We start from the raw sequence: 19,535 nt of genomic DNA, 5'->3' as shown, positions 1-19,535 counted from the left end.
ACAGCCCATGGTATTATCCATCGGTAATTCCCTATCTTTACCGGATAGTTGTCTAATACACCACCATACCCGAAAACGGTATGGCTTTTGTCATTCGCAATCAGCAATTCCAACAAAGTATGCATCAGAATGCCTCCACATTCCTGGACAAGAGCGGGAAGAAAGCGACAGACCTTGGTCATCGCCAGACAATCAATCATAATATAGGTAAGTATAATGCTGCAGTAAAAGCCGGAAAGAATCAGTTTTCCGACCTGATGACTGCACGCGAACGTGCCAAGAATATTAAATGGAGAGCGATTGAGCAGCTTGACAAACACCTCGAAGAATTTGAGTCTAACCTGACCCGTCGTGGTGGAAAAGTGATCTGGGCAGAGAATGCAGAACAGGTGCTGGAGGAAATACTGGCCATCTGCAAAGCGAAAAATTGCAAAAGCATTGTCAAGAGTAAATCTATGGCAACAGAAGAGGTTCACCTGAACAGCTTCCTGGCCAATAATAATATTGAGTGTGTAGAAACAGACCTGGGAGAATATATTCAGCAGCTGGATGAGGAGCCTCCCTACCACATCGTAACCCCTGCCATGCACAAAAGCAAGGAAGATGTAGCCCGTTTGTTTGAAGAAAAACTGGGTACTCCTCCCAATCTTACACCGCAGGAACTCACCATGGTAGCGCGCGAAAAACTGCGCCAGAAATACCTGGATGCAGAAATCGGCATTACTGGTGCAAACTTTATCATAGCAGATATCGGGGGTATCGCCGTCACTGAAAACGAAGGTAACGCCCGTTTGAGCACTGCATTTCCAAAAACACATATTGTATTGGTGGGCATCGAAAAGATGATCCCTTCTTTCAGTGACCTTGCACTCTTCTGGCCATTACTGGCCACCTATGGTACTGGTCAGCAGGTAACAGTGTACAATTCCATTTTTTGCGGTCCGCGCCAGGAAGGCGAGATAGATGGTCCTGAAGAAATGTATGTGATACTGATGGACAATGGTCGTACCAATATCCTCGCAGATACCGAAGCCAGGGAGGCGCTGTATTGCATTCGCTGCGGCTCCTGCCTGAATGCCTGCCCTGTTTATAAAAACATCGGTGGCCATACATATGGTACCACTTACAGCGGCCCTATCGGATCAGTCATAACCCCTCACCTGAAAGGTATTGATAATTATATGCACCTGAGCTATGCTTCTTCCCTGTGCGGAAACTGTACCGAAGTATGCCCGGTGCGCATTAATCTTCACGAGTTATTACTCCACAACCGACATAAAGCAGTCGAAGAAAACCACACTTCCGGAGCTGAAAAGGTATCCTGGTTTGGCTGGAAACAAGCTAGTCTGAACCGGCGGATCATGAACCTGGCCAGTGGAAATATGAAGAACTTTTTCATGAAAAAGTTCTTTACAAAGGCCTGGGGAGACGACAGGGAATTACCTGTATTTGCACCTAAGTCCTTCAACCAGATGTGGAAAGACCGCAAAAAATAGTAAATTCAATAAAACACCACTACATGACGCTGATAGCAATATTATTACCCTGGCTATCATTTTTGCTGAGAGGCAAACTCCTTTCCGGCATATTATGCCTGATACTGCAATGTACTATACTGGGCTGGATACCAGCTGCAATATGGGCAGTCATATCATTAGATAATAGTCGTGCAGACAGAAGGAACAGGAAACTGATTAAGGCGATAAAGCAGAACAGGGGCAACTATTAATTAGCTGCCGGGGTAAATGTCACATCCACTCTTACTTTTACAGCTTTCCCATTTGCTGCAGGCAGCCAGGCCGGCCCGGATTTAATAAGGCGGATAGCTTCCTGGTCACACGCAGGCTGTAATTTTTTCAGCACCCTGAAATCGGTGAGGGAACCATCCTGCTGCACATAGAACTGTACTCTCACGCTGCCTCTGACAGTAAGGCCGGCAGGATACTGCACATTTTTAGCGAGGTATGCTTCAAACTTATCAAATCCACCCATTGGAGATGGGTCTTTGCTATTATTATAGAATGTGGTGGTAGTATCAGTAGTTCTTTTCAGCTGCATTCTTACAAAATCATCTCCTTTGTAAGTCTGGCTATAACTCTGATATCCCGGAGCGATGGCATTCATCAATCCGAGATTACTTCTGTTTGCTTTTTTACTTTTTGCTATGAGTCCATCGCTGGGGAGAGAGAAATATCCTTCCCTATCGGTCGTTGTTCCTATATATCCCAAAGTGACGGTTGCTCCGGCAATACCACTATCACCAGTTACATTGAGAATGCGGCCTTTGATCTGGTTCGGCTCAAAAACAGATGCAGCAGCAGTCCTGCTGATATCCCATCCTAAACCAGACTTAATATCCTTATCAACTGAAACAGAAATAACATTTCCACTATAATTATAATTTTTATTATTGAAATATTGGCTGGCTACTGCTTTCGAATCTATACTATAAAATTTCTGACTGCTTATTTCTATAGCAGTATCTGCTTTTTCTTTCTCAGCAGCTGCTATTGAACGGGCAGATTTTGCTACATCAAAAGTGGCGACAGGTACAGGTTCAGCTGCTGCTACTTCTGCCTGTGGCTGCGGAGCAGGAGCAATTGCCGGCAGCGTCACCACTGTGGACCGTTCAGCTTTACGGTTATCCTGATTCTTTTTGAACATGGTAGCACTCTCAGGCACCTGCACCATAGCGGTGACTTCGGCCGGAATGATTGTATCTGTCTTAACAGTAACTTTTGCTATCTCACTTTGATTACGTGCAGGCCACAACCAGATCACACTTGAGCCAATCAAAAGGCATACAGCTGCAGCAGCTGCCCAACGTACATACATCGGCACCACATTCTTTTTGGCTGGCTGTACCCTTTGCTCCAGTCGTTTGCCCAGGTCAGCCAGGTTCACACGCTGATCCGGAGCATGCTGTTCAAAGCCCTCCAGTGCCTCTGCCAGGAACGGATCATCCAAAGCCTGCCGCTCCAGGGCGTGCATAGCCTTGTGATCCAGCTCTCCGGCCAGATAACGGCGTATCAGCTCGGGATCTGCCACAGGTTTAATATGATTGTTTTGCTGCTGCATTTTGTTGTTCCATACAAATTTTCAGATTGCGCTTTCCATTCTGTATATAACTTTTCACCTTCTTCATTTCATAGCCGGTCAGGTCTGCTACTTCTTTGTAGCTCTTCTCTTTCAGGTAAAAAAGGTCAACGCTGCGCTTCTGTTCATCAGGCAAGGTCTCCATACACCTTTCCATTTCCTGAAGATCTGTCTCCAGGGCCGTGCTGCCGTTATGATGTGTAAATTGCTCGTTTTCCATAACAGGAAGACCATCAAGAGAGACTTCCCGGCCTTCTTTGTTCTTCATGGCCCGAAGTTTCATCAGGCAATGATTCCGGGCAAGAACGTGCAGCCAGCTCTTAAAGTTCTGTACCTCATACTGTTGCAATTTCAGGATCAGTTCTTCAAAAATCTGCATCACGGCATCCTTACTGGCATCTTCATCAAAATAACGCAAACAGACCCCATATACCAGGTTCATGTAACGCTGGTATAGGGTGGCGAGATCTTCCAACTTGCCGGACTGTTTGTAAATCCGGATCAGCTGTGCGTCATCCGCCCCGTTGTCACTATTGTGATGTATAAATGCCATAGCCGGTAACAAATATTAAAAATAAGCACCGGCATAACCGGTGCTTATTAAATATTATTCTTTCTTGCAGGAAAAGCTTAGTGTTTGAAATGACGCATGCCGGTCATCACCATCACCATATCATTTTCTTTGCAGTAAGTAATTGAGTCATTGTCACGAACTGAACCACCTGGCTGAATGATAGAAACAATACCTTCAGCGTGAGCGATCCGTACACAGTCATCGAATGGGAAGAATGCGTCAGATGCCATAGCAGCGCCTCTCAGATCGAAGCTGAACTGCTTTGCTTTTTCAATCGCATGACGCAGTGCATCGATACGGGAGGTCTGACCACAGCCTTTACCAATCAGCTGTTGGTTTTTCACCAGTGCGATCGCGTTTGATTTCAGGTGCTTACAAACGATGTTAGCAAAAGTCAGGTCTGCTTTTTCTTCAGGAGTAGCAGGTTTTGCACCTACATCATTCCAATCCTGGAAATTACCCTTATCGTTACCTTGCAGCAGTACACCGTTCAGTACATTCTTGTATACGTTCGGAGTAACCACAGGTGCTTTCTGTTCTAATAAAATGCGGTTCTTCTTAGCCTGCAATACTTCCAGTGCATCAGCTGCGAAACCAGGAGCGATCAGGATTTCGAAGAAGATTTCACTGATAGACTCTGCGGTAACCTTGTCTACAATTGTGTTACATACCAGTACACCACCAAATGCACTTTCCTTATCACCGGCCAGTGCTGCATCCCATGCTTCTTTCAGGGTAGCGCGGCTAGCAACACCACACACGTTGGTATGCTTGATGACAGCGAAAGTAATATCCTTAAATTCCTGGATCAGCTGGCAAGCTGCATCAACGTCTACCAGGTTATTGTAAGACAGTTCCTTGCCATGCAGCTTGTTGAAGATCTCAGACAGATTACCGTAGAATACGCCCTTCTGGTGAGGGTTTTCTCCATAACGCATGATCTGACCCTGCGGAGCAGATACCTGGAAATAAGCGGCGGGCTCATTGTTCAGGAAGTATTGTGAAATTGCTACGTCGTAGTTAGCACATACTTCAAACGCTTTAGCAGCAAAAGCACGACGATCTTCCAGCGAAGTAGCACCTTTATTATCAGTCAATACTTTTTCCAGATCAGCATACTGGTCTTTGGAAGCTACGATGACTACATCTTTGTAATTCTTACCGGCAGCCCTGATCAGAGATACCCCACCGATGTCGATCTTCTCGATGATAGCCTGTTCTTCTTTGGTGCTCTTTACAGTCTCTTCAAATGGATACAGATCCACGATTACCAGATCCAGTTCAGGAATCTCGTATTGTGCCAGCTGCTCCAGATCCTGAGGATTGTCACGACGAGCCAGAATGCCACCAAATACTTTAGGATGCAATGTTTTTACACGGCCCCCAAGAATGGAAGGATAAGCTGTCAAATTTTCTACAGCCACACAGGAAACACCTAAGTCTTCAATAAACTTTTGTGTACCACCGGTAGAATAGATGGTTACACCCTGTTCACCTAATTTTTTTACGATGTTCTCCAGGTTGTCTTTATAGAAAACGGAGATCAATGCTGATTTTATTTGCTTTTGCATGTATGGAAACATTAGAAATTTACAACATAGGCTCCCTGGTCCGGAAGCGAAAGGAAATGCAAAGTTAGCGCGTAACATTCACTTTTCCATTCCTGTATCCTGCTACGGGAACTGGATGCGTCAAAAATATAGCAGCCTGCATCGTAAAACCCCTGCAAATCTTTGATAGCCACATGTGGATTATGTGAAAGTAAAACATAATCTGTTTTGAATTTTTTTGATGGCCTGCCAGCTGGCAATGCGCTATCCACAATTACCAGGCGCTTGTTTCCACAACAAATAAAATGCCCCAGCTGTTCAAATGCCGGTAGTCTTCCTGTATCTACTTCATAAAACGCCCTCGCAGTTCCCAGCATTTCATTAGCAGTACTATCATCGCCTACGAACTGAACTACATGGCCCCGGATAAAGTCAATTCCTGTATGTCGTGGCTGGTTATACACAATCATCACCTGCTGATTTTGCCTTCGCAGCCGCTCAGGCAGTATTGTCAAACTCCACAGGCATAATGCTCCCAGCATATATAATATCCCTTTCCTACCGGCTAATAATGCACCGGTACATACATATAATGCAACTACTCCATACACAGACACATGCAGACCGGAAATATTAGCTCCGGGCAAATGGCCAATCCATGCAACAATGTGATTCATCATCACCAGCAACCATTGCAAACAGGCACCCAGCCAGTGTTGCTGCACACACAACAGCAACATTTCACCATATAAGATCACAGTGGATAATGGTACAGCCACTAAATTAGCAGGCAGAAAATACAGGGGAAACCGGCCAAAAAGATACAGCCCTAAAGGGAAGGTCACTGCCTGCGCAGCGATAGATAATGCTGTCGCTTCCCATAGCTTTCGTTGCCATAAAGCTTTGAATGAAAGTAATCCGTACAGTGGCTTATAGAGCAATAGTATTCCTAATACGGCCAGATACGATAGCTGGAAACCAACATCCCTGATCAATCCGGGATCGTAACACAGGAGCAGGAATGCAGAAAGCGCCAGCTGATTGTAAGTTGTAGATTCCCTGTCTAAAATGAACTTCCCGGTAGTAACTACAGTCAGCATGACGGCTGCTCTCAACACTGAAGCAGATGCACCTGTGAGTAAAGTAAATCCCCATATCACAACGATAATGAGCAGGCCTTTAAGCCGGGGAATCGGCAACCATTGCAGGCACCAGAGCAAACAGGCATAGATCAATGCGAGGTGCATACCTGAAATGGCGATGATATGCACAATGCCGGTCTGCATATAATCACTCACCATGTCTTTATCTAAATCATACCTGTACCCTATCAGCAAAGCTTCTGCCAGACCGGCTTCCCGGCCGCCAATGTAAGTATTAATAATGTGCAGGCAACTATTACGGCATCGTAACAGGAAACTTCCAGGCATCTTCCGATGCCGCCAGTGGCCGGTTTGCAGATGTACCTGCTGATAAATATATCGGGTAGCACAGTATTCACGATAGTTGAAAGCACCCGGGTTGCCACTGAAAGAAATAGGTTGTACCTGCCCGGTAAATAATAACATGTCTCCTTCCTGAATAGCCCTGACAGCACTATCCGGAGGAAAGTAAATCAGTAATTGTTCCCTTGTTTGTAGTTCAATAATTGTTCTGTAGCCATAATGACTGCGCTGTACAGGCACTGTTATTATTCCTGCTAACACCTGATCAGGAGAGGGATTGATCAGATGGTGTTTATATTTTTCTTTTGCATCGGCTACTAAACTGCCCATGCAAAAGAGTAACAATTGCAGTATTGTACCTCTATATCCATCCAGTCGAAACCGCCACCACAGGGGCATGTAGGCAACGCCTACATACAGGATCAGGAGAAAAACTGTGAACGAAAGAATATACAACAATGGTAATGGCCAGATAATGCCTGCTATAAAGGGAATGACAATCCGCAAAAAAGGAGCAGTTCTCAGGATGTAAACAAACATGACTTATCATTGGTTAACAAAAATGGAATGAGCAATTTAACACACCAATCTCAGGAGTAAAAATTTGATCCCTGAAAAATCATCATGATAAGTTAATAAGATGAAAATTTTTGGAATTTCAAATGGCATTTTACATATATACATTTACATACATCTGTTATACAATTGTTTATCAGTATTATAAAAATAAACACTATTTTCATCTGTTATTGATTAGTTAACATCTTTTTAATATTTAATATTTATAGTAAACTGCATTACCGGTCACGCTATTTATGTAAGTAAATAGTCGTGTCTTTAATGGTTATTTTGAGGGAAAAGAAAGAGCCTGATCTTCATCAGGCTCTGATTTTTTTTATACCCACCGCAATCATTCTTCACTTTATTCATTCCATTAAACATACAGTAATTGCATAAAAAAAGGGATGCATCTTATTGAGATACACCCCTTTTCAGAAATATGCTGTAACAACTTATTTGTTGCTCAGGTACATGCTCTTTTCCTTGTACAAGGTTCTGAAATATGGATCACGCAGGTCTTTGATAAAGCGGATTGCTTCACCTGTTGATTTCATTTCAGGGCCTAATTCCTTGTTCACACCAGGGAACTTATTGAAAGAGAATACAGGTTCCTTGATGGCAAAACCGTCCAGTTTCTTTTCGATGGTGAAATCGGTCAGTTTATTTTTACCCAGCATTATCTTGGTTGCAATATTCAGGTAAGGTACCTGGTATGCTTTCGCGATAAATGGTGTGGTACGGGATGCACGTGGGTTAGCTTCGATCACATACACCTGGCCACTCTTAATGGCAAACTGAATGTTGATCAAACCACGGATATCAAGTGCTCTTGCAATCTTCTCAGCGTAGTACTCCATAGTTGTTACTTCCATTGGAGACAGGTTGAATGCTGGCAATACTGCGTTACTGTCACCACTGTGAATACCTGCAGGCTCGATGTGCTCCATTACGCCCATTACATGGAAGTTTTCGCCATCGAAGATGCCATCGATCTCTGCTTCCTGACAACGGTCCAGGAAGTGGTCAATCAGGATCTTATTACCTGGTAAGTGTTTCAGGAGGCTCAGTACAGAGCTTTCCAGTTCTTCTTCGTTGATTACGATACGCATACGCTGACCGCCCAATACATAAGAAGGACGAACCAGTACCGGGTAACCTACTTCTTTCGCTACTTCTATCGCCTCATCGGTGTTAAAGGCAGTGCCATACTTAGGATAAGGAATGTTCAGTTCTTTCAGCAGGTCGGAGAAGCGGCCACGGTCTTCGGCTATATCCATGTTATCGAAGGATGTACCGATGATGCGGATGCCTTTTTCTTCCAGCTTTTTAGCCAGTTTCAGCGCCGTTTGACCACCCAGCTGCACAATCACCCCTTCAGGTTTTTCCAGCTCGATAATCTCCCACAGATGCTCCCAGAATACTGGTTCGAAGTACAGCTTGTTTGCCATATCGAAGTCAGTAGAAACTGTTTCAGGGTTACAGTTTACCATGATCGCATCGTAACCGCATTCCTGAATCGCCTGCAGACCATGGGTACAGCAGTAGTCGAATTCAATACCCTGACCAATACGGTTAGGACCGGAACCCAGTACGATTACTTTCTTCTTTTCAGAAGGCTGGCTTTCGTTTACCTGGTCAAAAGTGGAGTAGAAATAAGGAGTTTTTGCTTCGAATTCAGCGCTACAGGTATCTACCATTTTATAAGTACGGGTAATGCCCAGTTCCTTACGTTTAGTGTATACCTCTTCTTCTTCACAGTTACCCAGCAGGTTTGCCAGCTGTGCATCGGAGAAGCCCATACGTTTTGCTTCGCGCAGCATATCAGCAGGTAAAGAATCCAGATCGTGCTCCCTCAGTTGTTTCTCCAGTGTCACGATATCATTGATCTGGTGCAGGAACCATTTATCAATGTAGGTCATCTGGTGCAGGTGCTTTACAGATACTCCTTCCATCAGGGCATCCTTAATACGGAAGATCCTATCCCAGGTAGGTGTCTTCATTCTTTCCAGCAGCTGCTCGCTCTTCATCTGGGATTTACCGTAGTAACCCAGACCCAGTGCATCGTTTTCCAGACTCTGACATGCTTTCTGCAATGCTTCAGGGAAAGTACGGCCGATTGCCATTACCTCTCCTACAGATTTCATTTGCAGACCCAGTGTCTGGTCAGCACCTTTAAATTTATCGAAGTTCCAGCGTGGCATTTTTACGATTACGTAGTCCAGTGCTGGTTCAAAGAATGCAGAAGTAGTTCTGGTGATCTGGTTCTCCAGTTCATCCAGGGTATAACCGATTGCCAGTTTAGCAGCAATCTTTGCAATTGGATAACCAGTTGCCTTGGATGCCAGTGCTGAAGAGCGGCTCACACGGGGATTGATTTCAATCGCGATGATCTCTTCAGTAGCAGGATTCAGGGAGAACTGAACGTTACAACCACCGGCAAAGTTGCCTAGGTCACGCATCATTTCCATTGCCTTGTTACGCATCAGCTGATAAGCAGTATCGCTCAGCGTCATGGCAGGAGCTACCGTGATGGAGTCACCTGTATGGATCCCCATTGGATCCAGGTTCTCTACTGTACAGATGATGACAACATTGTCTTTAGCATCACGCAGCAATTCCAGTTCGAATTCCTTCCATCCCAGTACTGCTTTTTCTACCAGTACTTCGTGGATGGGAGATGCCTGAAGACCACGTTGTAACGCCTCGTCCAGATCATCTTTAGTGTGCACAAAACCACCACCGGTACCACCCAGGGTGAAAGAAGGACGGATTACCAATGGGAAACCGATTTCCTGTGCGAATTCTTTACCTTCCAGGAAGGAGTTAGCTGTTTTAGCAGGTGCAACAGGTATACCCAGCTGGATCATCCACTGGCGGAACTGTTCACGGTCTTCTGCTTTGTCGATAGCTTTGATATCCACCCCGATCAGGCGAACATTGTATTTTTCCCAGATACCCAGTTCATCTACCTCTTTACAAAGATTCAGGGCAGTCTGACCACCCATGGTAGGTAACACAGCGTCTATCTGCTGCTCTTCCAGGATCTGTTCTATACTTTCTACCGTCAGTGGCAGTAAGTACACCCTATCGGCCATCATAGGGTCAGTCATGATAGTGGCCGGATTGGAATTTATCAGGATCACTTTGATTCCTTCCTCGCGCAGAGAACGTGCTGCCTGAGAACCGGAATAGTCAAATTCACATGCCTGACCAATAATAATAGGACCAGAACCAATAATAAGAACAGATTTGATAGAAGAGTCTTTAGGCATTTGCGTATTTAATTGAAAAAATTAAAACCTGGCTGATTTTCTTCTCATTCACCCGACAAAAAAATCGTGCAAAGTTAAGAGTATTAAAGTTTATTGTTGCAATAAATCTTGAAACGCGGCAGTTTCCATTGCCTGAAATCCACTAATAGCCTGTAATTCACCTCATGAATAATATTTAATCATATATAATTTAGGAAGACTCCAATACCAGATATCCAATAGATACATATTTCATTTTTTAATAATTAATTAAATACCAGCTGGTTACTGTTTTGGGCCCCTACCAGTTATCATTCTACCATAAAATAACAGCATTTCTCATTGTATGTTTGCACATATAATAATTTCTTAACACCCAAATGATCTTGAATAAAATCATCAAACTATAAACTATTACCAGCATATACAGGGAAGGCACCTGCTTTTAACCAGGTGCCTTCCCCAAATCAATAATGTTTTTTCTTTTTGTATGAGACTGCGCATATCCATTCCTGGATATGCTTTTTTAATTTTTAACCCTGTTGCTCATCACGGCAATTGACAAACCCATAAGGGCAATGAGAAAGAAAGAGGCCCGCAGGCTGCTCATCTGTGCTACCAGGCCAATCAATACCGGGCCAAACAGGAATCCCAGGTAACCAATTGTAGACACCGCCGCCAGCGCCATTCCGGGCGTCATGGTATTACTACGCCCTGCTGCACTGTATACCAGTGGAACGACAGCCGATACACCAGCACCCACCATCAGGAACCCGATAATAGCCGTCGTAAAATAAGGGAACACAACTGCCAGCAACAACCCGCTGGCTATGAGGCCGCCACTTAACTGCAATACCCGCTTTACGCCAAAACGCAGCTTCAGGTAATCGGCCAGGAAGCGGAAAGAAGCCATCGTACTCATAAAAGCATTCGTACCTACTACCGCGACATTCACATGAATTACTTTCCTGAAGTATACTCCGCTCCAGTCAAACATAGCACCCTCGCAGATCATAGATGCGAAAGCAATAATACCAAGTATCATCAGGAACTTGTCAGGCAATACAAATAGGGGCTGCTTTTCTTCACTCCCGCCGGTTTGATAATCATGCCTTACCACATGATTGATATTTACAGCCAGAATGATAAACACAATCACCATACTTATCAGGAAGTGCTGGTATGGCAATACATGCCACTTCTGCATTCCCCAGGCCAGCAAAGAACCCGCCAGGCCGCCTGAGCTCCACAAGCCATGAAAGGAAGCCATCACAGACCGCCCGTACATTTTCTCTACAAATACCGCCTGTGTATTCACGGCAATGTTTGCAATGTTGCCACAAAAACCAAATGCCACCAATAGTGCAAATAAGATCCAGGTTTCCCCGGCTAAGCCAAGTGTAGGCAGGATAAGACTATACAACAATCCAAACACCAGCAGCACCTGCCGGCTTCCATACTTACCAACCAATGCACCAGCTGCCGGCATAGACAAGAGAGAACCTATCGGCAATGCCAATAACAATCCACCTAACTGACCTTCGGAAAGATGTAATTTTTGCTGAATGTCCGGAATACGGGTAGCCCAACTAAAAAAGCAAAATCCCGTTAAAAAAAATAGTGCGCTCACTGCAATGCGCGCCTGCCGCTGTTGCGGAAGGCCTGCTGTCAATACCTGAAACATATAGATAATTAAAATCAGCTCACATTAATACCCAACTCCCTGTAAGGGCCTGCCATCGCTAATCCTGCCTCATCGGTTATAATCGTATCCAACTCTCTTATTCCACAGACTTTATATGGTTCCGCTGTTCCCATTTTTTCGCTTGTTACAAGTGCAATCACCTTACTTGCAGACTGTACCATCACATTTTTCACGTTCGCTTCATCCAGATGAGGACCGGTTACACCTACTTCTGTATGCAAACTACATACCCCCATAAAACAGATATCAGCACGTAGCTTCTCGAGCATACGAATCGTTTCTATTCCTGCTGTTACCTGCGAACTTTTGAAAACACGCCCACCCGAAAGAATGACCTCCACGCCCGGATGCTCCATCAATAGCATTGCAATGGGAATACTGGGCGTAACAACCGTCAACTGTAAGGCAGCAGGAAATAACTTAGCGAGTGCATAAGTGGTAGTACCACCATCCATTATTATAGTCTGCCCATTGTGCAAAAAAGAAAGCGCCTTTTCCGCAATCGCTCTTTTGTCATCTTCGTGAATGGCTATTCTCTCCGTAAAATTGAAAGGATTGGGAGAGTGGGGAATTGCCCCTCCCCTTACTTTGGTCAACAAACCACTTGCCGCCAGGGCCTCCAGGTCACGACGTACAGTATCTTCTGATACATTTAAGTCATTACTTAGCTCTGTATGTAATACCTTATGATCTGCCTGTAACTTTCTGAGGATGTACTCAAAACGTTCCTCTTTCAGCATATTCTTGCAATTTCTTGCAATATTAACTAAATTCTTGCAACATTCTGCTATTAACTTTGTAACATTTGCATAACTTTGCAATAAATCGCAAAATATGGCAAGAATAGCAATAGACATGGATGGAGTAATGGCAGATACCTGCCAGCAATATATTAACTGGTACGCGGAGCGCTATGGTGAAACAATAGACAGGAATTCCCTGATGGGTCTACCGGAAACAGAAGGTTTCCCCGGGGGCAAAGAGATTATCAGGGGATTCCTGTACGAACCGGGATTCTTCAGAAATAAACCTGTTATCAAAGACTGCCAGGAAGTAGTCAAAGCATTATTTGACAAACACGAAGTTTTCATCGTATCGGCAGCCATGGAATTTCCGCAGTCCTTAGTTGAAAAACTGGACTGGTTAAAAGAACACTTCCCTTTTATCGGATGGGAGCGTATTGTTTTCTGTGGATCCAAAACCATTGTGCATGCCGATTACATGATCGATGATCATGTGAAAAACCTGCAATATTTTAAAGGTGAACCGCTGATGTTTACAGCACCTCACAATGTTAATATTTCTGGATACAAACGCGTAAACAGCTGGGAAGAAGTAGGTCAGATCTTATTGTAAGTCTATTCCTGCTTTATTATTAACACTGTTATAAGGATAGTATTCCGGATCTGGTGCCAGGCCTTTGCGCACGGGCAGGAATAACATTTCATTTGCCCTGTGCTCAAAGGCTTCCGGCCCCGTGATTAACTCATACGTTACAGGCTCCCACACCAGGTTAACAACGGGTGCCGCTGTGCCCCCGGCAATCAGCTCTGCCATGTATAATTCCTTTAACTCTTCCAGCAGCTGATCTCTGAAAGCGGGCCACCACAGATCCAGCTTCAGGGCTTCTTCCTGCACCATCAGGTACATAGCATCCGGTAGCAACAGGTAATCATCCACGCTGATCAGACTATTTGCCTGATCGCGGTTTAACCTGCGCGCCAGTACATCGCAATATCTCTTTTGCGTAAGAATACCAGAAGCCCCTTTTAAGTGCATAACGATATACCACAAAGGAGTATCAAATGCACCAGGCAAATAATTCATATCAGTAACAATTTTTTAAATCCTGGAATCGGGATTAGCAATATATTGCTTATTGTAGAAATAGTAACACTTACTAAGTACAACAAAATACGCTCGACGATGGAATTAAGAAAATGGTGCGCTATTTAATACAGAATAGGTTTTTAAAACAGGTTTTCTGATAGGTAGATTAACACTGGTTCAATTAGCCCTTTTTGGACCGGGCTAGCTTACGTAATTGTAAATTTTCTTTCTTGGCCTGCTCGAGTGCTTCTTTTAATGAGGAATGGGTCTTCAACAACAAATTGTGTTCTTCCAGCAACTTGTAATATTTTTCCCTCAAAGCAAGCATTTCATCACTATCTGCTATCCGGGTATCTTCCATTGATCCGGGGTGAAGGAAACCAGTGGAACTTATTTCAAGTGCTCTGGACACCTTGTCCAATTCTTCACTTCCAAAAAGTTCTTTATCAAAGAGATTGTACATGGTTCGCCTCGACATTCCCAGCCGCTTGGCCAACCTGGTTTTGTTTAATCCCCGCTCACTGATCAATTCCATCAATCTGTGGCCGTGGTGTAATACTGCAGAACCGGGAGGCTTTTCGCCGTTAACAATAGAAACACTGTTCCATTCATAGAAATCATCCGGCGAGATACTGATGATCTCACAGAATTTTTCTAATGTACTTCGTTTCATATCGCTTTTTCGTAGATGGTAATGGGCTATTTGGTTCGTGAAACCGGCCATATCTGCAAAGTCAACAATCTTAATCTTTCGCTGCTTTAAGATTTGCTTCAGGCGCTGGCCCATATGGATTAACCTGGACATGTATGCTTGATTTTACTAACTGTTATCGCTTTTAGGTGCAATTCATACAATATAATAATAAATTTCATTTCATTATCCTAATTGCCCTTTCATATAGACAATATAGTTACGCCATACTTAGCGGAGCAAGATGACAAATTCCGTTATAAATCAAGCAGTCTGATTGTAGATTCGGAGAAAAAAGTTGACATTTATAAACAATATAAATTTATAATAACAAGGTTTTTAGTAATTTATGAAATAATTGTGCAGATATTGGTTAAGTTATAAAAATATAAATAGCTTTGTTAGAAAGGGCATGACTGTTATTGTAATGACATAATTATCAACAACTTGCAACCAACAATCCCAGAGAATAAAACCATACAAGATGACAAAACCAAACGGCAACGAGGCAATGAATCTCATGGCAGATCTGCACTCAAGAATGGTTAGTTTGCCCCTTACATTTCGGGAACGCGTTTGTGCCGAATGTAACTGGAGCATTCCAACCTTTTATCGCAAAATGCGTCCTACCTACAGAATGGTAGATGGAGAAAAAGAAGCGATCATTCCTTTACTCAGTAATGCAGAAAAGGAAAAAATTATTGCAGTATCCGACGAAGTCTACAAAGAATTCTGGGATTATTGTGAGAAGTATCGCAAAAGGAATGGCAGGAATTAGGCATTCCATCCTGCTACCGTAATTTTCGCCTCCGGTCCGGAGGGTATTTACTATTCTTTTTGATTATTCTTAAAGGTGATAGTAAAAGGCATATCAGTTATTCCCCTATTTACGTTAATATTTGCTTATAAACAGTTAATGACTACCACGTATTCCCCAATTTTATTAAATTTAAGCTGCACACATTACGCGCACGTTATTACTTATTGACCAACACAAAAACTGATTGCAGCCATGGCTTATCCTTACCAGATTAGGAGCTTAGAAGATTATCAACACCAATATCAGCAGAGCGTTATGGATCCCGAAGGATTTTGGGCCAATATAGCTGATCATTTTTATTGGCGCCGCAAATGGGATAAAGTCCTGGAATGGAACTTCAAAGATCCAAATGTAAAATGGTTCGTCGGTGGCAAACTCAATATTACAGAGAATTGCCTCGATCGCCACCTTGGTACATCAGGCAACACGCCAGCTATCATCTGGGAGCCAAATGATCCGGAAGAACGTCACCGCGTTATTACTTATAGAGACCTTTATAACAAAGTTTGCCAGTTTGCAAACGTCCTCAAAAATAATGGTGTTAAGAAAGGAGACCGCGTCTGCATCTACATGGGCATGATCCCTGAACTGGCTATTGCCGTACTGGCCTGCGCCCGTATCGGTGCCGTTCACTCCGTGGTATTTGGTGGATTCAGCGCGCAATCTATCGCTGACAGGATCCAGGATGCCCAGGCCAGCCTCGTCATTACCTGCGATGGCGCCTTCCGTGGTAATAAAGATATTCCACTCAAATCTGTAATTGACGATGCACTCATCGCCTGCCCTTCCGTAAAGAAAGTGATCGTATGTACCCGCACCCGCACTCCTGTGAGTATGATCAAAGGCCGTGACCTGTGGTGGGAAGATGAGATCAAACAGGTAGAAACCATGGGCAACCCTCCCTGCCCTGCCGAAGAAATGGATGCTGAAGATATGCTCTTCATCCTCTATACATCCGGCTCTACCGGCAAACCTAAAGGAGTGGTGCATACCACCGGCGGGTACATGGTATATGCCAATTATACCTTTGTAAATACATTCCAGTACCAGCCCGGTGAAGTATATTTCTGTACTGCCGACGTAGGCTGGATTACCGGTCATAGCTATATTATCTACGGCCCGCTCAGCGCCGGTGCTACCACTGTAATGTTCGAAGGGGTGCCTACCTGGCCGGATGCAGGTCGCCTGTGGTCTATCACCGACAAGTTCCGTGTCAACACCCTCTATACCGCACCAACAGCCATCCGCAGCCTCATGGGTTACGGTCTGGGCCCGGTAAATCACAAAGACCTGAGCTCCCTGAAAAAACTGGGTAGCGTAGGAGAACCAATCAATGAAGAAGCATGGCATTGGTTCAAAGACAATATCGGCAAAGGACGTTGTCCAATCGTAGACACCTGGTGGCAAACTGAAACCGGTGGTATTATGATTACGCCTATAGCCGGTATTACACACGAAAAACCAGGTTATGCCACACTCCCACTGCCAGGTGTTCAGCCTATTCTTGTTGATGAAAGAGGCCAGGAAATCACCGGCAATAACGTGAACGGTAACCTTTGCATTAAATACCCGTGGCCCGGCATGCTGCGTACTACTTACGGTGACCACGAACGCTGCCGCACCACCTACTTCGCAACCTACAATAACCTCTACTTCACTGGCGATGGCTGTCTCCGCGATGAAGATGGTTACTACCGCATCACCGGCCGTGTGGATGATGTACTGAATGTAAGCGGACACCGTATCGGTACTGCCGAAGTAGAAAATGCCATCAACATGCACGCAGGTGTGGTAGAAAGCGCTGTAGTAGGATATCCGCACGACATCAAAGGACAAGGTATCTATGCATTCGTCATCGCAGAGAAAATGGCTCATGATCCCGAACTGACAAAGAAAGATATCCTCCAGACCGTATCCCGTATCATTGGCCCTATTGCCAAACCGGATAAGATCCAGTTTGTAGCCGGATTACCTAAAACCAGATCCGGTAAGATCATGCGTCGTATTCTCCGCAAAATAGCTGAAGGCGAAATGGAGAACCTCGGCGACACCTCCACCCTGCTGGATCCGGGCGTAGTAGACGACATCAAAAGAGGCAAACAATAATATAATTAACAATGCTTCTGCCAATGGCAGAAGCATTGTTTTAAAAGGAAAAATCGGCTACCTTGTTCCCCATGAAGCTGCTTAAACGTACCCTGGTTATTCTCTTTGTAGTCCTTAATATTGTCGCCGCCTTTCATGCTTATAAATTCACCCATTTCTATGCACCCGGTACTACAGACAATCGTAAACCTGAGCAGATGAATGCCCTTGGGAAACTGAAGATCATTCTCTTTGGTGTACGCATTTCAAAAACAGTCTCTCATACTATACCTGATACAACCTACATTCCTGTAAACCTGCCTACTACAAATGGCCTGCATCTCTCCTGCTGGTATATACCTGTACCTAATTCCAGGGGAACGGTGCTGCTTTTTCACGGGTATGGAGGCAACAAAGGCCCCGGGCTTTCCGAAGCTGCCTGGTTTCGTCATTTAGGATATAGTACCTTTCTCACAGACTTCAGAGGTCATGGCAACAGTGAAGGTAATTCCTGTACCATAGGTTACAGGGAAGCTGATGATGTAAAAGCTGCTTATGATTATATCAGCAAACGGGGAAAAAAGCCCATCATTCTCTGGGGTGTAAGCATGGGCGCAGCAGCCGTTCTAAAAGCAATACCACAATATCACCTGCAGCCGGAAAAAGTTATCCTGGAATGCCCTTTTGCAACACTAACAGATGCCGTCAGAAGCCGTATGCGGGCTGTCAATTTACCGGAATCCCCACTTTCTCAATTGCTGGCAATCTGGGGCGGTTTAGAACACGGATTCTGGGGACCGGGATATCAACCTGCAAAAGAAGGAGAAAAGCTGAAAATGCCCGTATTACTCTGCTGGGGAGAGCATGATATCAGGGTGACCAGAGATGAAACAAAATCCATCTTCAATCACTTAGGTAGCAACCACAAACAACTGGTAATATTTACCCAATCAGGTCACCAATCCTTTTGCAGACACGAAGGCCCTAAATGGAAAAAAGCCGTAAGTACCTTTCTGGCCGCAAAATAAAAAAAGCATGCTTCACCCGAATGAAGCATGCCTTCACAAGACCAATACCCGCCTTTATGTTAATTCATGACACCAGCCACTTTCGTTGCTAATGTCACTACAATGCTTAACCTAAAGTCTGAAAGATCCTCAAAAGATTATGTCGTATAGCTATACAAATTTAATCGCTCTTACTGCAATTAAATATGCAGTTGCTATTTTCTGATCACCACCGGTGTTCCTACTTTGATCACCTCATACAATTCACTTACATCACTATTCTTCATACTGATACAACCCAGTGTCCAGTTGATCCGCTGCTCCACATAATTATCACGGATACCGGAATTCCACTCTACACCATGGATGCCAATACCACCTCCCGGTGTAGCCACTGCAGGCAGGTATCCCTCATTCTGTAAACGATGAAAACGCTCCAGGGAAGCCTCATTCGGGTAGTCGAGCAGCATAAATCTGTTCCATAGCTTATCAAGCCGTTTACTCATGATATGGAAAGTACCTTCCGGCGTCAGGCGGTCACCTTCTTTGCATTTATCAGACTGATCATTATTACCAAATACTACTTTGTAAATCTTACGAAGCGTCACATCTTCATATAAGTAAAGCCTGTAGTCACTTTTGTCTATCAGCAAAAAAACCTTGTCCGGGTCTATATTCCCCGGGTTCACTTTCACTGAATAAAGATAACTGTCATTGTTAATGTTAGTAGTAATTGTGGTCTTAAATCCTGATACTGGCACATACAGTAATACCAATAATAGTAGCAGGCAATAGCGATTCATTTTCACAGGGTATTTAGCTGGTTACTTAACGTTGAGTGTCAATTCTTTATTGCTACGGGTTCAAAAAATCGACTTCGTAAAGGTAAATAAAAAACCCTCCGGCACCATCGCAAGGCA

The 19,535-nt window shown here is 44.2% G+C and carries 16 protein-coding genes; 6 read left to right on the top strand and 10 right to left on the bottom strand.

Annotated features, from left to right (window positions below; genetic code table 11):
* The first annotated feature begins 80 nt into the window (after positions 1 to 80).
* Together U0033_RS22290 and U0033_RS22285 are read left to right on the top strand one after the other, a co-directional pair.
* Entirely contained in the window at positions 81 to 1,496 is a 1,416-nt protein-coding gene (locus tag U0033_RS22290; RefSeq protein WP_245801803.1) for a LutB/LldF family L-lactate oxidation iron-sulfur protein, read from the top strand.
* Between the two features lie 23 nt (positions 1,497 to 1,519).
* A complete protein-coding gene (locus U0033_RS22285; protein WP_072362793.1) occupies positions 1,520 to 1,729 on the top strand; it encodes a YqaE/Pmp3 family membrane protein in 210 nt (69 codons plus the stop codon).
* On the opposite strand, the gene U0033_RS22280 is transcribed toward U0033_RS22285, so the two are convergent.
* The 7 genes from U0033_RS22280 to U0033_RS22250 form a co-directional block, all read right to left on the bottom strand.
* Positions 1,726 to 3,078, bottom strand: coding sequence for a TonB family protein (locus U0033_RS22280; RefSeq protein WP_072362792.1), 1,353 nt, complete (start codon positions 3,076 to 3,078; stop codon positions 1,726 to 1,728). The two genes, U0033_RS22285 and U0033_RS22280, sit on opposite strands and share 4 nt — an antisense overlap.
* Positions 3,053 to 3,649, bottom strand: a complete 597-nt coding sequence (locus U0033_RS22275) for an RNA polymerase sigma factor (protein WP_072362791.1) — start codon at positions 3,647 to 3,649, stop codon at positions 3,053 to 3,055. Before U0033_RS22275 ends, U0033_RS22280 begins: the two co-directional genes overlap by 26 nt.
* Before the next feature lie 77 nt (positions 3,650 to 3,726).
* Positions 3,727 to 5,241, bottom strand: a complete 1,515-nt coding sequence (gene purH / locus U0033_RS22270; RefSeq protein WP_072362954.1) for a bifunctional phosphoribosylaminoimidazolecarboxamide formyltransferase/IMP cyclohydrolase — start codon at positions 5,239 to 5,241, stop codon at positions 3,727 to 3,729.
* An 11-nt stretch (positions 5,242 to 5,252) separates the two neighbouring features.
* The gene (locus tag U0033_RS22265; RefSeq protein WP_072362790.1) at positions 5,253 to 7,205 is read right to left on the bottom strand and encodes a ComEC/Rec2 family competence protein; all 1,953 of its coding nucleotides are present in this window, start codon (positions 7,203 to 7,205) and stop codon (positions 5,253 to 5,255) included.
* A gap of 473 nt (positions 7,206 to 7,678) precedes the next feature.
* Positions 7,679 to 10,498, bottom strand: a complete 2,820-nt coding sequence (gene carB, locus U0033_RS22260) for a carbamoyl-phosphate synthase large subunit (protein ID WP_072362789.1) — start codon at positions 10,496 to 10,498, stop codon at positions 7,679 to 7,681.
* A gap of 505 nt (positions 10,499 to 11,003) precedes the next feature.
* Complete coding sequence (locus tag U0033_RS22255) at positions 11,004 to 12,161, bottom strand: MFS transporter (RefSeq protein ID WP_072362788.1); 1,158 nt, start codon at positions 12,159 to 12,161, stop codon at positions 11,004 to 11,006.
* A gap of 14 nt (positions 12,162 to 12,175) precedes the next feature.
* The gene (locus tag U0033_RS22250; protein WP_072362787.1) at positions 12,176 to 12,922 is read right to left on the bottom strand and encodes a DeoR/GlpR family DNA-binding transcription regulator; all 747 of its coding nucleotides are present in this window, start codon (positions 12,920 to 12,922) and stop codon (positions 12,176 to 12,178) included.
* A gap of 94 nt (positions 12,923 to 13,016) precedes the next feature.
* Between U0033_RS22250 and U0033_RS22245 the strand changes: the two genes are divergently transcribed.
* Entirely contained in the window at positions 13,017 to 13,538 is a 522-nt protein-coding gene (locus U0033_RS22245) for a 5' nucleotidase, NT5C type (RefSeq protein WP_072362786.1), read from the top strand.
* On the opposite strand, the gene U0033_RS22240 is transcribed toward U0033_RS22245, so the two are convergent.
* Together U0033_RS22240 and U0033_RS22235 are read right to left on the bottom strand one after the other, a co-directional pair.
* A complete protein-coding gene (locus tag U0033_RS22240) occupies positions 13,530 to 14,009 on the bottom strand; it encodes a hypothetical protein (RefSeq protein ID WP_072362785.1) in 480 nt (159 codons plus the stop codon). The two genes, U0033_RS22245 and U0033_RS22240, sit on opposite strands and share 9 nt — an antisense overlap.
* A 184-nt stretch (positions 14,010 to 14,193) precedes the next feature.
* Positions 14,194 to 14,817 (bottom strand): helix-turn-helix transcriptional regulator, encoded by a 624-nt coding sequence (locus U0033_RS22235; protein ID WP_083571615.1) that lies wholly within the window; start codon positions 14,815 to 14,817, stop codon positions 14,194 to 14,196.
* A 370-nt stretch (positions 14,818 to 15,187) separates the two neighbouring features.
* Between U0033_RS22235 and U0033_RS22230 the strand changes: the two genes are divergently transcribed.
* The 3 genes from U0033_RS22230 (at position 15,188) to U0033_RS22220 (ending at position 18,636) form a co-directional block, all read left to right on the top strand.
* Positions 15,188 to 15,481: a hypothetical protein gene (locus tag U0033_RS22230; RefSeq protein WP_143150781.1), complete on the top strand. Its 294-nt coding sequence runs from the start codon at positions 15,188 to 15,190 to the stop codon at positions 15,479 to 15,481.
* A gap of 234 nt (positions 15,482 to 15,715) precedes the next feature.
* The gene (acs, locus tag U0033_RS22225; protein ID WP_072362781.1) at positions 15,716 to 17,629 is read left to right on the top strand and encodes an acetate--CoA ligase; all 1,914 of its coding nucleotides are present in this window, start codon (positions 15,716 to 15,718) and stop codon (positions 17,627 to 17,629) included.
* 71 nt (positions 17,630 to 17,700) lie between these two features.
* Entirely contained in the window at positions 17,701 to 18,636 is a 936-nt protein-coding gene (locus U0033_RS22220; protein ID WP_072362780.1) for an alpha/beta hydrolase, read from the top strand.
* A 194-nt stretch (positions 18,637 to 18,830) separates the two neighbouring features.
* Here U0033_RS22220 and U0033_RS22215 read toward each other — a convergent pair whose 3' ends face one another.
* Positions 18,831 to 19,418 (bottom strand): L,D-transpeptidase family protein, encoded by a 588-nt coding sequence (locus U0033_RS22215; protein WP_143150780.1) that lies wholly within the window; start codon positions 19,416 to 19,418, stop codon positions 18,831 to 18,833.
* Positions 19,419 to 19,535 lie beyond the last annotated feature (117 nt).

The organism is Chitinophaga sancti (assembly GCF_034424315.1).
GTDB classification, from domain to species: Bacteria; Bacteroidota; Bacteroidia; order Chitinophagales; family Chitinophagaceae; genus Chitinophaga; species Chitinophaga sancti.
The sequence above is the reverse complement of the archived record's forward strand: the minus strand, read 5'-3'. Positions and strand labels throughout refer to the sequence as shown.

Coding starts and splice junctions, on each gene's coding strand:
- U0033_RS22285 (WP_072362793.1), top strand. CDS start 1,520: ATGACGCTGATAGCAATATTATTACCCTGGCTATCATTTTTGCTGAGA.
- U0033_RS22265 (WP_072362790.1), bottom strand. CDS start 7,205: ATGTTTGTTTACATCCTGAGAACTGCTCCTTTTTTGCGGATTGTCATT.
- acs (WP_072362781.1), top strand. CDS start 15,716: ATGGCTTATCCTTACCAGATTAGGAGCTTAGAAGATTATCAACACCAA.
- U0033_RS22240 (WP_072362785.1), bottom strand. CDS start 14,009: ATGAATTATTTGCCTGGTGCATTTGATACTCCTTTGTGGTATATCGTT.
- U0033_RS22290 (WP_245801803.1), top strand. CDS start 81: ATGGCTTTTGTCATTCGCAATCAGCAATTCCAACAAAGTATGCATCAG.
- U0033_RS22230 (WP_143150781.1), top strand. CDS start 15,188: ATGACAAAACCAAACGGCAACGAGGCAATGAATCTCATGGCAGATCTG.
- U0033_RS22255 (WP_072362788.1), bottom strand. CDS start 12,161: ATGTTTCAGGTATTGACAGCAGGCCTTCCGCAACAGCGGCAGGCGCGC.
- U0033_RS22245 (WP_072362786.1), top strand. CDS start 13,017: ATGGCAAGAATAGCAATAGACATGGATGGAGTAATGGCAGATACCTGC.
- U0033_RS22215 (WP_143150780.1), bottom strand. CDS start 19,418: ATGAATCGCTATTGCCTGCTACTATTATTGGTATTACTGTATGTGCCA.
- U0033_RS22250 (WP_072362787.1), bottom strand. CDS start 12,922: ATGCTGAAAGAGGAACGTTTTGAGTACATCCTCAGAAAGTTACAGGCA.
- U0033_RS22275 (WP_072362791.1), bottom strand. CDS start 3,649: ATGGCATTTATACATCACAATAGTGACAACGGGGCGGATGACGCACAG.
- carB (WP_072362789.1), bottom strand. CDS start 10,498: ATGCCTAAAGACTCTTCTATCAAATCTGTTCTTATTATTGGTTCTGGT.
- U0033_RS22220 (WP_072362780.1), top strand. CDS start 17,701: ATGAAGCTGCTTAAACGTACCCTGGTTATTCTCTTTGTAGTCCTTAAT.
- U0033_RS22280 (WP_072362792.1), bottom strand. CDS start 3,078: ATGCAGCAGCAAAACAATCATATTAAACCTGTGGCAGATCCCGAGCTG.
- purH (WP_072362954.1), bottom strand. CDS start 5,241: ATGCAAAAGCAAATAAAATCAGCATTGATCTCCGTTTTCTATAAAGAC.
- U0033_RS22235 (WP_083571615.1), bottom strand. CDS start 14,817: ATGTCCAGGTTAATCCATATGGGCCAGCGCCTGAAGCAAATCTTAAAG.